Source organism: Sphaerochaeta pleomorpha str. Grapes, assembly GCF_000236685.1.
Classification (GTDB): domain Bacteria; phylum Spirochaetota; class Spirochaetia; order Sphaerochaetales; family Sphaerochaetaceae; genus Sphaerochaeta; species Sphaerochaeta pleomorpha.
In genome coordinates, this window is the sequence record NC_016633.1 from 2,458,608 (window position 1) to 2,472,238 (window position 13,631).

General features: G+C 45.8%; 11 protein-coding genes. 6 read left to right on the forward strand and 5 right to left on the reverse strand.

Annotated features, from left to right (window positions below; genetic code table 11):
* Complete coding sequence (locus SPIGRAPES_RS11205) at positions 1-1,179, reverse strand: glycosyltransferase family 4 protein (RefSeq protein WP_172635094.1); 1,179 nt, start codon at positions 1,177-1,179, stop codon at positions 1-3.
* 105 nt (positions 1,180-1,284) lie between these two features.
* Here SPIGRAPES_RS11205 and SPIGRAPES_RS11210 point away from each other — a divergent pair, with 105 nt between their 5' ends.
* Positions 1,285-2,433: a GNAT family N-acetyltransferase gene (locus SPIGRAPES_RS11210; protein ID WP_014270867.1), complete on the forward strand. Its 1,149-nt coding sequence runs from the start codon at positions 1,285-1,287 to the stop codon at positions 2,431-2,433.
* Entirely contained in the window at positions 2,414-4,237 is a 1,824-nt protein-coding gene (locus tag SPIGRAPES_RS11215) for a GNAT family N-acetyltransferase (protein WP_014270868.1), read from the forward strand. The genes SPIGRAPES_RS11210 and SPIGRAPES_RS11215 overlap by 20 nt, the downstream gene beginning before the upstream one ends.
* Here the strand turns inward: SPIGRAPES_RS11215 and SPIGRAPES_RS11220 are convergent.
* Positions 4,223-6,469: a glycoside hydrolase family 9 protein gene (locus SPIGRAPES_RS11220; protein WP_014270869.1), complete on the reverse strand. Its 2,247-nt coding sequence runs from the start codon at positions 6,467-6,469 to the stop codon at positions 4,223-4,225. The two genes, SPIGRAPES_RS11215 and SPIGRAPES_RS11220, sit on opposite strands and share 15 nt — an antisense overlap.
* 142 nt (positions 6,470-6,611) lie before the next feature.
* Here SPIGRAPES_RS11220 and SPIGRAPES_RS11225 point away from each other — a divergent pair, with 142 nt between their 5' ends.
* From SPIGRAPES_RS11225 to SPIGRAPES_RS11240, 4 genes are read left to right on the forward strand one after another with little or no spacing between them, the layout of a single operon-like run.
* A complete protein-coding gene (locus SPIGRAPES_RS11225; protein ID WP_014270870.1) occupies positions 6,612-6,947 on the forward strand; it encodes an STAS domain-containing protein in 336 nt (111 codons plus the stop codon).
* A 39-nt stretch (positions 6,948-6,986) separates the two neighbouring features.
* A complete protein-coding gene (locus tag SPIGRAPES_RS11230; protein ID WP_014270871.1) occupies positions 6,987-8,192 on the forward strand; it encodes an alkaline phosphatase family protein in 1,206 nt (401 codons plus the stop codon).
* A complete protein-coding gene (locus SPIGRAPES_RS11235) occupies positions 8,162-9,067 on the forward strand; it encodes a glycosyltransferase family 2 protein (protein WP_014270872.1) in 906 nt (301 codons plus the stop codon). Before SPIGRAPES_RS11230 ends, SPIGRAPES_RS11235 begins: the two co-directional genes overlap by 31 nt.
* A complete protein-coding gene (locus SPIGRAPES_RS11240; RefSeq protein ID WP_014270873.1) occupies positions 9,060-10,154 on the forward strand; it encodes a hypothetical protein in 1,095 nt (364 codons plus the stop codon). The genes SPIGRAPES_RS11235 and SPIGRAPES_RS11240 overlap by 8 nt, the downstream gene beginning before the upstream one ends.
* On the opposite strand, the gene SPIGRAPES_RS11245 is transcribed toward SPIGRAPES_RS11240, so the two are convergent.
* From SPIGRAPES_RS11245 to SPIGRAPES_RS17255, 3 genes are read right to left on the reverse strand one after another with little or no spacing between them, the layout of a single operon-like run.
* Positions 10,151-11,584: a sugar phosphate nucleotidyltransferase gene (locus SPIGRAPES_RS11245; RefSeq protein WP_014270874.1), complete on the reverse strand. Its 1,434-nt coding sequence runs from the start codon at positions 11,582-11,584 to the stop codon at positions 10,151-10,153. The two genes, SPIGRAPES_RS11240 and SPIGRAPES_RS11245, sit on opposite strands and share 4 nt — an antisense overlap.
* Positions 11,581-12,351, reverse strand: coding sequence for a WecB/TagA/CpsF family glycosyltransferase (locus tag SPIGRAPES_RS11250; RefSeq protein ID WP_014270875.1), 771 nt, complete (start codon positions 12,349-12,351; stop codon positions 11,581-11,583). The genes SPIGRAPES_RS11245 and SPIGRAPES_RS11250 overlap by 4 nt, the downstream gene beginning before the upstream one ends.
* Position 12,352: 1 nt before the next feature.
* The gene (locus SPIGRAPES_RS17255; protein WP_014270876.1) at positions 12,353-13,630 is read right to left on the reverse strand and encodes a sugar transferase; all 1,278 of its coding nucleotides are present in this window, start codon (positions 13,628-13,630) and stop codon (positions 12,353-12,355) included.
* Between the last annotated feature and the right edge of the window lies 1 nt (position 13,631).

Here is a 13,631-nt window from a genome sequence, read left to right on the forward strand (position 1 = left end):
TTATCTGGATGTCTCTTGTCTTGATTTTGTGAGCAGGGTCTCCAGTTCATCTACATAACGGTCGAAGGAGAATTGCGCAATCGCAGTCTCTTGGCCGGCTTTTGCAATGTTGCCAGACAAAACAGGGTCTGAAAGCAATCTTTTGATTTGTCTGGCAAGATCCTCTTCATTGCCCGGAAGAAAAGTCAGGGCATTGTTTTCATCAACAAGGAATTCCCCTTGACCACCGTTTGCGGTGCTTATAACAGGGAGTCCGCTTGCCATTGCCTCAAGATGGGTGAGCCCGAAGGGCTCTTCCCAGATGGAGGGAAATACAAAAAGGTCATGGTCTCGGTATACACAAGCCATCTGGTCATGGGGGACAAGTCCCTTGAAATCGACAGTGAGGGAATGTCCCTGTGCTGCCTTTTTCAGTTGCTCGGTATATTCCTCTGGGCCTTTCCCTACAATCGTGAGTGAGAAGGGAGGTAGCGATTTGTCTTTCTGGAGGATGGACAAGGCTGAGATTAGCGTATGGACCCCCTTGTAGGCATGCAGTTGTCCAGCATAGAGGATTTTCACCGGGGTATGTCTCTCGGAATCCTGTTTTGAAGGGAATTGCTCGAGAGGGATTCCTTGGTAGATGATTTGGGAATTCCGGATAGAAACCCCTTTTTTGATGAGGTTGCGTTTTACCACGTTGCTGATACAGGTTGTATTTCTGAATAGGAGGCCTTTGAGGGTAATCTCGGGGTTTATGAAGGTGTCGAGAAGCCAATGGGCGAACTGTTTTGGTAAAAGACCGAAACGGTGGTCCAAAAAACTGGAAATATTCTCATCGTTGAAGGTATAGACAACCGGGATACCCGATTTTTCGCTAACCTTAGCAGTCGAAGGGGTGAGACGAAGCAAACTCCAGATAAATATGACATCAGGTTTTACTGCTTCGATACACTGGGAGGTCACCAGTTTGTTATATCTGGCAGTCTTGATCCTGTCCTTTCGCTGATAGCCAGCTTGCTGGGCGAAGGGTTGGAAAAGATGAAGGCTTCTCTCAATGGTTCCTTCACGGCGGTTGCTCTGATGGTCGGAAGTTAAAATATGTATCTCATGGCCACGGTTCTTGAGGTATTCAACCACTTGGCCGCAAAGAATTTCATATCCGCCAAGAACATAAGGTGGATATAAATTCGTTATCACCAGTATTTTCATGTAAAGAGTGTAATCTATGTTATGATAAATACCAATAAATATTGTATAAAGGATTTCTCATAGAAACATATCCTCACAGGGAGGCGATAGAGAATGGAGTGTTTAGATTCTGACGACCTTGGTATCCAACTGAAAGGTGAGTTGGCTCCTTGGCCACTGCAAGACGATTTTCGTAAGGATTGGTCACTATTGTTGTCTGAGTTGCCTTATAAAACCCCTTTTTGTCGGCTGGAGTGGATTGAAATCGGCCTTTCTGTCTATGGTGAGGGAAATCACATGGTTCCTTGCCGATTTTACGACTCAGACGGGGTCCTCCAGGCAATAGGGTTGTTCAATAAATTGAGCGAGCCCGGAAGGATACTGCCACATTCTGTAGTTCGGACTGTTGAGTACAATTCCCAGCGAATCTATCCTCTCATTGCCAAAAATGCCTCCATCATGGCAGAGGCTATGAAAACATTTCGTGATTTTTTTGACTCTACTGTAGATTATTATGATTTCTATAAATTAGATCCAATGGGAAATGGTCTGGAAGAACTGACAAGCGAACTGGACCGTGCAGGTCTTTCCTATGATATCGAGACGTTTAATGAGCAACCCCATTTTGATTTGACCTTATCGTGGGATGATTATTTGAAGGAACGGACTCAGGGCCATCGGAAAAAAATCCGTCGCTATACCCGGTTGATTCAGGAAAAGTACCCCGATTACCAATTCATCCGCCTTAGGACACCAGAAGAGTTTGCAGCCTATGGGCTTGATACTGTCCTTGAAGAAATATTGGTTCTATTCCAAAAAAGCTGGCAGGCCGAATATCTATTGGAGCATGGTAATCTTGCGATGAAGCTCTGGGAGTTTTATTGCCAGGTTTCAAAGGTTTTTGCTCCACTTGGATTGCTGGATATCTGTTTACTGAAGGCTGACAATACCCTGCTTGCCTATGAGTTGAACTTGTATGAGGAAGGTAGCCTGTATATGCTTTTCGGAACGTATAACCAAGAATTTTCGCAGTGGTCTCCCGGAAATGCAATTCTTTCAGAAATTATTCAGGACAGTATTAAACGGGAATATTGCCGACTTGAATTTGGAGGAGAATACCTCGAATACAAGAAACTCTGGACAAAGCAATCTACCAATTCCTATCATCTCAGGTTATATGGGAAGACGCTTCGGTCAAATTTGAAATGCCTTGTTATGAAAAAAAAGAAGGTAAAAGCAAGAAATGATAACCAAGAAAGCTGAATTCGCGCCCAGATTGTCTTTGGTGGCTTTACGGAAATTGACAAGGCGCTTACATGTAGGAAATGGGCTGTTTGATTATTCGCAGACAGGACTTTTCCAGGTTCCTGTACAAGTTGCAGAAGTTTCTGTCAATGAATTCTATTCCGTTGTCCCCGGTACAATCGAAAACATCAAGGCAATGGCTAAATGTCGGAAAATGGAAGATGAGGCCCAGGGGGAAAAGCTCTTTGCCGGTCGGTTACAGAAAGGCGCATTATGTTTCGTGTTGCTTGATGTGTCAGGAAACCTTGTAGGCTATGGTTGGGTTATGACCTCGGTCAATCTCTTTGAGGATGATGAGAGATATACTTTGTGCTGTTCCCGTCAACAAGCATACATTTTCGATACTTTCATTCAGGCTGAAGAACGGGGAAAGCAGCTCTATAGGTTTTTGATCAGCGGAATCCAAGAGGCCCTCCAAAAGGAAGGAAGAACAGAATTCTTCGTTCTTATTGACAAGGCCAATACGATAAGTATTCGTGCCCATCGGAAATTAGGGGTCTTAGAATTGGAATGGTATCGGTATTTCTGTTTGTTTGGGGTGACTTTCCAGTCCTTGCATGCCAAACAAAGGACAAGAAGAAGGTTGGGGGTTTTTCACGGACCAAGGTTGTTTGAATCCTTTTCGCTTCCTTCTGCTGATATTTCGGATTTTTCCCTCTCCGTTACTGCTTTGGAAAGCGAAACTGATTGGGTTCCCCATTGTGATGCTATTTCCCAGCTTGAACTGGATTTGCATGGTACCCTTTCTCCTTTTCATTTGTTCTCTGCTGCCCATATCTGGTGGAAATCTGATATTCTTGGTCGTTATCCCCTTTTCCTGATAGAGATTGCGAAAGGTCCTGACCGAAAGCTTGTAGGATATGGGCTGTTTCGCTTAGTTACCGATACTACAAGATTTGGAAAACCAAAGGAACTGATTGCTTTTGATGACCTGTACTTCATGGATAACTGTTTTTTCGTTCATTCTTTGGATCTGTGCCACTATACCTTGCAGAAAATCCTGGAAGAACGCAGGAACTCTCAAAACATCCGGAAGATCACCGGGGCTGACCTGATATCTTGGCATCGTATGCCTCCTTCTGAATTGGTTTTGGAGACCTCTGCCATCTTTTCCCGATGGGCTGTTAAGAAAGAGGCAGATTACCCAATCGTGGAAATCCATGATGCTCAGGCATTCTTTTCTGGGGCAATTGCCATACATAACCTCCATGATATCAAGAAACAGGAAAAAAGAATACGTAACGCTTTTTCAGAGGTTCCAAAGTTGAATAGTATTGACCTTGGACTTCTTGATGAGGCTTCCTTTACAAGGGAATCGACCGAGTTTTTAGAGTTGCTTAGGAAGACCTGGCAATATAAATGGATGGAAGAAAGTCCAAAAGTAGATGTTGCTGTATATGAATCAAAATTAATTGACTATACGAAAGTATGGGCAGGCTCGCTCTTTCCAGTTTTATATTTTCTTGACCTAGGCGAGAAACACATTGCCTTTCTGTATGCCTTGCGGGCAAAAGATCGTTGTTGGTGCCTGATGATAGGCTATGACCCTGACTTCAAGACGTATAGTCCTGGGAAAACAGTGTTTCTGGGAATGCTTCGGAATATGAGCGAATCAGGAGTGAAACAGTTCCATCTTGGCGGTAATGTCGTGGGATGGAAGAACGATTGGCAATCGTATTGCTCGCAAGTCTATGTACAAGAGTATTTTTTCAATCCTAAAGGAATCCTTTTTAACGGCTTGAAAATATTACTGGGTAGATGACTTTCCTTCGGTTGGGGTGTTCAGAACCCCATACAGGCATATATTCCAGACCATGGTTTCCCATACCGTAAATTCGTTATTGTTGACCAGCGACCAGCCATCAGCCCAGCGTCTCTGCAATGGTAGCTTGTCCCAGCTGGGAAACAGTGTATTTGATACAATCATCTGGTATTCTGCTTTACTACGTTCCTCTGAAGGCCCATAGACTAAGATTCCTGGGACATTTCCAAGACCTTGCTCGTTTCTGGTGAACCAGGAGTCGAGATGAAGGGGGCTTTGCACTTGGTCTACGCCAAGCCCAGTGACAAAGCTTTTTCCCAGTGGATTGAGACCTAAATCATAATCGCCGAATTGACAGAGGATGTCGAATAGGCTTTGTTTTTTCTTTGCATCGGTTTCCATTCTATAGGCAAAGGCATATACATCTGCGTATCGCCCTTGGGCAGTGGCAGCTCCCCATCCGTAGGTTTTCGTGGCTCCTTGGGGATAGAAGGCTTTCTCCATATCGAAACCCATGTAGCCTCCCTTGTCCGCTTGGTCGAACACAAGCTTTTTCAGTGTCTCGGCTAGCATAAGGTCATGGGGTTTCTGTGTTAACAGATAACTGCTGAAATGCACCGTCTGAATCTGCGCATAGGCGTTTCCCGGCCTATATTGCTGGGGCCAATACCCATCTTCAACCAAGAGTTTTGTTGCCAGCGTTTCAAATAAAATTTGAAGCTTCTCTTGCAGGTGTTCCAGTTGGGGCTCAAAGAGAGGAAGGGCAAGGGAAAGTTGCAGTGAGGCATAGAGCATGGCCGATGTCTCGGTATTTTCTGTATAGAAGCCTTTGTCTGTCATTTTTGTGTCCAGGTAATTCCAGGCAAGCATTGCTCGGTCAAAGAGCTCCTGTGCCTTGGTCCTCCAAAGAGGGAAGGCGTAAAGCAACCTGGCAGCCTGGGCCATCATCCCCGCCCCGTAGGCGGTAACCTCTTCTGATACTGCCCATGTCCCATACACGAGTGAATCGGTAGCTGCATTGGTTTTCCCATATTCCGGGTGGCCGCTGGTTTCTGTCCCTGCCATAATCCCACCCCTCTGATGGTCCCTCTCATCCAGTATCTGGAGTTGTTCCCAGCTTGCTATTCCCCACAGTGCCTCATCAAGGAAGTCGGGTAAACCATTTCCCGATTCCGGGAGATTGTATTGGCTGTCTATGAAATGATCGGGGAAGGCCTCATAATAGCCTAACAGTAGGATTGGAATGATGGTATGGTAGGGGCGCCGGTCGAAATCCCCTGCGTCGTGGTAGCCCCCGTATATTGCCAGCATTGGACTGCGGGAATCTACTTCGATTTTACCGGAAGCAGACCAGGTATTGCGGGTAAGGCCGACTTCTGTATGGCAGGCATCCCTGGTGAATTCCGTATAAGGTTTTTGCAGGGCAATTCCACAGCGTTGGTGGTATAAGCCCCTGGTATAGGTGTAGGCAATATGTTCCACTGCTGTATAGGAAATTTCAAAGGGATAGGAAACCCCACATCCTTCAATCTGGATTACATAGGGGCCTCCCTCAGGGACAGCGGAAAGATCGAGCCTATACACATATTCACCTGAACTGACCAGATTCTTCTCTACTTTTGTATCATCTCCTCGAAACTCAGCCTTTCCCATAACTAGTACGTTCTGAGTTTTTGCATCGAGTACTTTGTATGCGGGGGTGGAGGGAAACAGGAGTGATCCCCCGTTTCCCAGGAAAATACCAAGGTTTGCATATCGGACGCTACTTTGGGGGTGGTAGCCTTCCTGATTTACTTTAATCGATTCACAGAACATGGTTTTATCGTCGAACAGGAAGGAAGTCGACCCAAAAGGGCCGGAGACCATATAGGATTCACCATTTTGAAATGATTCATCCAGAACCAGATATATTTTATATTCGGTCTCGATTGGATAGTCTCCCTTTTGGGTTTTTGGAAGTTCATCCCTGCTTCTGGCTGCTACATACACTGTCTGGGGATGCCTAGCATTGACCACCCAATCGGAAGAGGTGCTCTTTAGAGGATTCGAGACCAGGTTGTCCGGATTGAAAGAATCGGTAAAGGAAACAACCAGTACCTTTGGAGCTGCCATTGACACAGTGAGGCTAGGTTGCTCCACTTTTCCCCCGTTACAGGAAAGCAATACCACAGAGAGGTATGACAAGAGGAGGAAAAGTGTTCTTGTTTTTTTCAGTGTACCGACATTATGCATGCCTTACTATAAAACCGGTTGTCCCCCGATGCAATGCCTAAAATAGGGCAACTGCAAAGTGCCTGATGATTATTTCTCCAAAATTTGCTATAGGTATGGTATAAATATGAATATATGAAACATCTGTTTCGGAGGATTACCCATGATTGCAACGAAAGAAGCTGAAGCTATGGTCATCGAAGTCGAGTCTACAACTTTAACGGCAGCGAATGCCAAGGAGTTCAAGGCTGCTCTCGAACCGTATCTCGACGCTGAGATGAACATAGTCATCAACCTTAATAGAGTAACCTTTCTCGATAGTTCCGGGCTTGGTATTTTCCTTTTCTGCCTGAAAAAACTGAATCAGAAGGGTGGCGATGTGAAGCTTTGCAACGTTACCAAACCTGTTCGGGTTTTGTTTGAACTGGTCCGTCTCCACCAGATTATCGAGGTGTTCAACACGAAGGAAGAAGCTTTAGCCTCGTTCTCCCATACCTAGACAATCTGACGCTAGCATAAAAATAAAAGGAACTCAAAGATGCCTAAGGAAAAGAAGAAAAAGAATTCCCTGAGTCTTTGTATTTTCATCGATGCACTGGGCTGGGAAATTCTCAAGAACCATTCGTTTCTCGATGATGAACTTGTGCACAAGCAATCATTACAGACCATCTTTGGCTATAGCGCTACCTGCGATCCAACAATCCTGACTGGTTTGCTTCCCCGTTCCCACGGGCATTTTTCCTTTTATGCCTACGATCCTGTCGGATCGCCTTTCAAGGGATCTCCCTTTATCCAGATGATGCGCCTGGTTCCCAAGGCGTTGTCCAGTCGGAACAGGGTACGTTCCGTTGCAGGAAAAATCATCAGGAGACGGTTACAGTACACCGGCTATTTCAACATATATAACATGCCTTTTCGGATGTTGCACTATTTTGACTATACCGAAAAAAAAGACCTGTATCAGAAGGGTGGGATTAATAGTGGGAGTCCAACTATTATGGACTATGCCCGCGACAATAACATCGATTTCTTCCTTGCCGACTGGAAGGCTTGTGAGATGGAGAATCTGGAAAACCTTTCATCAGTAATTAAGGATGAGGCAAGAAACTGTTCCTTCGCCTATCTGTATATGGCTTCCATGGATGCAATCCTGCATCAATATGGAAAAGACCATACAGAAGTAGATAGAAAAATAGATTGGTATGAAGGGAAGATCCGGACACTCCTTGCAGATGCCCGCTCAAACTATGAGGAAGTAAGGCTTTTTATTTTCTCAGACCATGGAATGACGGACGTGCATACTGATTTTGACCTCAGGCAGGTTATTGACCGCATTGGTTTGCAGTTTGGCAAGGACTATGCAGTTGTCTATGATTCAACGATGGCTCGGTTCTGGTTCCTTACAGAAGGTGCCGAACAGAAAATAAGGGATGCTTTGCAAACCGTATCCCAAGGGACAATACTAACTGATTCTGTTCTGCATGAATGGGGTGTAGACTTCCCGGATAAACGGTACGGGGATCTTTTTTTCCTGATGAATGCCGGGGTCCTGATAGTTCCCAGCCATATGGGTGAACGTACTATTGCCGGCATGCATGGTTATTCCCCTGAGGATGCCGATTCGACTGCCTCTTTTTCTTCCAATGTGGAATTGGCTACCAATCCTGTCCGTCTGGATGATCTCTATAGGCTGATGAAGCAGGAAATAGACCGATGTCTGGAACAGCCAAGAAGGGAAACGTAAGCATGACACTTCCCATTCCTGTAGTAGTCAGGTCGCATAATGACAAGCAGCTTATAGAGCCTACCCTGCAAATGTTAGAAAAGCAGACCTTTGCGTGTGAGATACATGTTTTCGACAACGATTCTACCGATGGCACACTGGATATTCTTCCTTTGTACCCTGTATGTGTCCATAGAGTCCCTGAGGGGACTTATGTTCCAGGTTCTGTCCTCAATGAGGCGATGCAATCTATCCAGTCTTCCTATCCGTATGTAGTCTTTTTGAATTCCGACTGCACCCCTGTCGATGCCTATTGGCTGGAAAACTTGATTGCGGGCTTCAGTGATGATTCCGTTGCCGCAGTGTTTTCAAGGCAGATGCCCCGACCCGATTGCTTTCCCTTGTTTGCCAAGGACACCGAGGATACCTTTGGAGACGGGTCAAGGCAGAAATATTGGAAACATTGTTTTTCCATGGCTTCTTCTGCGATACGCAGAGAATGCTGGGAAACAATGCAGTTTAGTATAGATATACAGTATTCTGAAGACATCGACTGGACTTGGAGAGCTCGCCAGAAGGGATGGACCATAGCATATGCAGCGGAGTCGAAAGTATATCATTCCCATAACTATACATTTGCACAATTCAAGAAACGCCAAAAAGGCGAAGGGAAAGCCGATGCCCAGATTTTCAACTGGACTAGGTGGGAACGGTCGTTTCTCCGTTATTCCCTCCTTCCATATCTCCGTCAGGTAAAAAGTGATGCATCATATGTATGGAAACAGAAGAAGGCCGGGCTATTGCCCTATTCCCTTGCTTTGCGATTCTCCCAAATGGTTGGGCGAAGACAAGGCTTTACGGAAGGTCTGAGAAAGAAGGATACAAGCAATGGGTAAACTGCCAATGGTATATGCACGGGAAGGGTCGGTAGGATTCAATGAGTTTATAGGGAAAACCCTTAAGTCCCTTGCAAAGGACGTTCGCAATGCGATGCCTGCTGATTTTGTCGCTCTGGTTCTCGGGGGCGGATATGGCAGGGGGGATGGGGCCTGTGTCCTTCGTGAAGGAAAAGAGTCTCTCTACAATGATTTCGATTTGTTCCTGATTGTAGAAAAGAACATGGCTGTCCCCCCTGATGTGATTGCCGTTACCAAAAAATACGAACATATGCTCAACATCGAAGTCGATATTGGAAAGCCCCTCACCGTCAACGATATCAAGCATCTTCCCCTCCAGTTGATGTATCAGGACCTTCTGCAGGCCCACGTGGTCCTGCTCGGGGATGAGAAAATCCTTACGGAAAATGCCCCTTCCTATTTGCTTGAACCTATACCCCAGGTCGATGCCCTTCGCCTCCTTTTAAACAGGGGGTCGGGTCTTCTGCAGGCTATCAGAGAAGCCCAGGCGTTAACCCTTGACCCTGCCCACCAAATGCCTGATCCTGATTTCATTCGCAGAAACAGGGAAAAATGTACGCTTTCCTTTGGAGACAGCCTCTTGATACAGGCAGGAAATTATGTACCACCCTTGCATGAACGACTTAAAAGGGTAAAAGGAATCAAACCAACAATAGGTTTTCAAAACCTTGGAGAATTGAAAGGCCTGTATGAAGAGGCTGTGACTTTCAAGCTTCGGCCGGACAGCCTTCCTTTCCAGCAGAATACCCTTGAAGACCTTCGCTTGATTGCCGGTTATTGGGTTTCTGTACTCCTCTATGTGGAATCAAAACGAACTGGGAAATCATGGGCGTCGGCGAGTGCCTATGCTGATGATTCCTTCATTCGGGAAAACGAGCAGCATACGCATAAGAAAATCCCTAGGAACCTGGTGAAGAATTTCAAACGTGGAAAGGTATCCCTTCGCTATCCGCGCGAACAATTATACCGGCAACTGGCCGGGTTATTGGATAACGTGCAAGTGTCGAACCCCAAGTGGAACCGGGAAGCAGAGGCTTTCCTTTCTCTGTGGAAAATATACAACTAAGCTTGGTCATTTCTTCTGGAGAACAACAGCCTAAAATACCTTACAAGCAGCTTGGCATTGTAACCGGGGGTATCCATAACCCTATAATACATCTCTGAGGCAAAGAGCATTTCTTCGTTCGGATACCGAGAATAGAGAATATCGGCCTCTGCAATAATTCCCGGTTTCGACTGCAGGTACAGACCTTGCCAGTCCTTGGTGAGGTGTTCGTATTCCTCCGTAGTTTTCAACGGGGTGCCAAAAAACCTGGATTTTCCCCAGGCAATTGTCCAGAAACCCGGTATGAGATGCCAGAGCAAATGCTTAAACAGGATTCCTTGGGTTTCTGACCGATCTCTTAGGATTCTGATTTTCTTTGCATACGGTTTGAACAGATTTTCGGAACTCGTTTTCTGGGGAATGGGTATTATGGTTACCGAATGCAAGGGTTTCTTTCCTTCCACGGCTTGAATCACTATAAGTAGGGCGTATATTGGGCAGGTTGCAAGACCGAGTACCAATGCCAGCAACCTGGAAAGCAAGGGAGATTTGAAGGTGTTTTCCTTTGGAATACTTTTTTCTACCGAGGAAAACAATACGTCATCGGTAGCGGTATACACTGTGTCTAGCTCGGCTTTGAGAATTCTGTTTTGATTGACCAGACAGCCTTGGATGTAAAGATTCTTCCCTATGTAGCTTCCTGCAAGTACCGAGGAGTTGATCACACTGCTTTCTGTGTCAATGATGCAGCCGTTGCCTATTTCCGAATCCGGACCGACAATTGCCTGGGACCCAATATTTACCTGGGACCCAAGATAGACAGGGGCTACGATGGTTGCCGTGGGGGAAATCTTGGTACCGGGACCAGCCCAAACCCCTTCGCGGATTTCTTTTCCCATCATGATGAGGCCTTCACCCTTTCTTGCAAGGATTTTATGGAGGGAGTCAAGGTAGGCGTTTGCAGAGCGGACATCCAGCGAGAAGACCTTGGTTTCTTGCAGTTCTTGTTTTGCCCCTTCTGTGAGGTCGTTCTTGGTGCAAACTTTCCACAGGAGATCCCTTCCTGTTTTCTCATCGCTGAAACGCATCGGTTTAAGCAGGTGTTCTTTTAAAAAGAAGGGGAGCTGGAGGCTGTTGCAAAACAGAAACAATTCGTTTTCACCGATGGCCTCACTGGAAGCTACCCGGTCTGATACCTTGGCGCTTTTTTTAAGTAAGGAATAGGTTATTGTGATTCCCCATCGTTCCCCGTCTCCAATAAGCTGCTCTAATTCATCGGCATGCTGGGAGAGGAAAATCATTACTTCGTGAATACCTGACCGTTCGACATATTCAACGATATGCTGAACAAAGGCTTTCCCCAGCATTGGCAGAAAGCATGCAGGATACTCGAAGGATTGCCCATTGGTCTGAAATAATGGAATTTTGGTAAAGTCACAGATCGCTTTCATTGATTGTTAGCCTTCTTTCTGTTGCGTTTGATTTTGTTTATTCTGAGAAGGAATTCGGCATTACCGATAATATAGCGTTTCCACATACGTTTTGGTTCCATAAGTAAGCGCCAGACCCATTCTATCCCTGTCTTTCTCATCCAGGAAGGAGCCCTGGATATGGAACCGGAATAGAAATCGAACAACCCCCCGACTCCCATTGCCACCGGTACGGTAAGAAGGTTTTTCTGGGCATGGATCCAAAGCTCTTGACGGGGTACTCCCATGGCTAAGAGCAGGATATCGGCTTTCGAGGCATTGATGGCCTCTACTATTCCTTTTTCTTCATCCTTAGAGAAAAAACCGTCATGAAAACCTGCAATGATGTCTTTTTTTGCATGAGCGTTTGCCCAATGGGCGGCTTTTTCGGCTATTGAAGGTCCTGCCCCGAGCAGATAGATTGTTTTACCTTCCTGTGCACAACGTTCGCAGAGCAGAGGAAACATATCCGTTCCATTGACGTTGTCAATGATGGGATTTTTCAGTGCTTCGCCTGCTTTTCTGATTCCTGTACCGTCAGGAAAAATTGCCTCTGCGTTTTTTAGGATTGCAAGGTAGTCGTTCTGTTTTGCTGCCACGTTGATACAATGGGCATTTACAAAATGGATTTCCTTGGTTTCCTTTTGGTCGGTAAGGGACGAGAATAGTAAATCCAGTGCCTCAGCCATAGTGATGTTGAGAATAGGGATGCCTAAAAGAAAGAATATACCAGGATTGGTTTTATCCATATCAATACGCTCCCTTGCCTGTCAGAACAGCCGGGATGGTCTTGAATATGAGCTTCAGGTCGAGCCAGAAACCATGGCTTTCAATATACAGGACATCAAGTTCTACCTGTTGCTTGAATCCTATATCAGATCTTCCGCTTACCTGCCAGATTCCGGTAAGCCCAGGAGTAACTTCCAGGCGACGCCGATCTTCCTGGGTATAGAGGGCCACCTCCCTCGGTACTGGAGGCCGGGGCCCGACTATGGACATGTCTCCCTTGAGAACACACCAGATTTGAGGTAGCTCATCAATACTGAAACGCCTGATAAAGCGTCCTATCCAGGTAACCCGGGGATCTTTTTTCATTTTGAAAGTGACATCGCCTTTGCGTTCCGCTTGGTCGAGCAGGTTGTCTTTCATTTTGTCAGCGTTCATCACCATGGAGCGGAATTTAGGAAATGGGAAAGGTTTTCCTTGTTTTCCAATTCGCGTCTGGACATAAATAACCGATCCCCCATCAGTTAGTTTGATGCACAGCGATACTACAGCAAAGAGGGGAGAAAGAAGCAAGAGTGCAGAAAGGGAAACCACGATATCCACAGTCCGCTTGAAAACCAAGGTAGCCTTGATTACGTAGGTCCAGAGCCTCCTTTTAAGCTTTGCCTTTCTGGATTTGAAAATGGAGCCTTCCAGTTGCTTCTCCATTTGTTCAATCCTTTTTTTTCGCTCACTTTCGGAAAGTCGTTTCTGTACTTCTTTAGGGTCTGTCCTTTGGATATATCTCACGATACTGATAACGGCCTCTTCGGCCTCTTCGTCCGGTGCAATGACAATATCTGCATAGTGTTTAGAAGAGGCTACTTCGAATTCGATACGTTCCTGCTCGCTTTTCAGGATTTTCTCGATATCGGCAGAGAGCCCGGATTTCTTTTTTACACCCTTGGTTGCCTGGTTGGTTACTTTTTTGGAGTCCTGGAAATGTTGGAGAGCATCAGAGGTAAGGGCAAGGTCATCCACTTCAACGTACAATTTCAGGTTTGCAATCTGGCGGAAGGGTGCCCGAGAGAGGATATTGTCGCTATAGATAATCAAAAAGGGCTCGTTATGGCGTTGTGCTATCGTCTGCCTGAGGTATTCTTCCGAAAAGAGAAGGGATGCTTCTTCAGGGGTTTTCCCTAAAGGGAGGAAGGTATGGCAGTCTATTACAGCTGATTGGGGAAGCCTCTGTGACAATATCTTTGAGAATTCTTGTGCCCGGGGAATCGAAGGCCCCGCAACAATAATCACATATGCATCCATA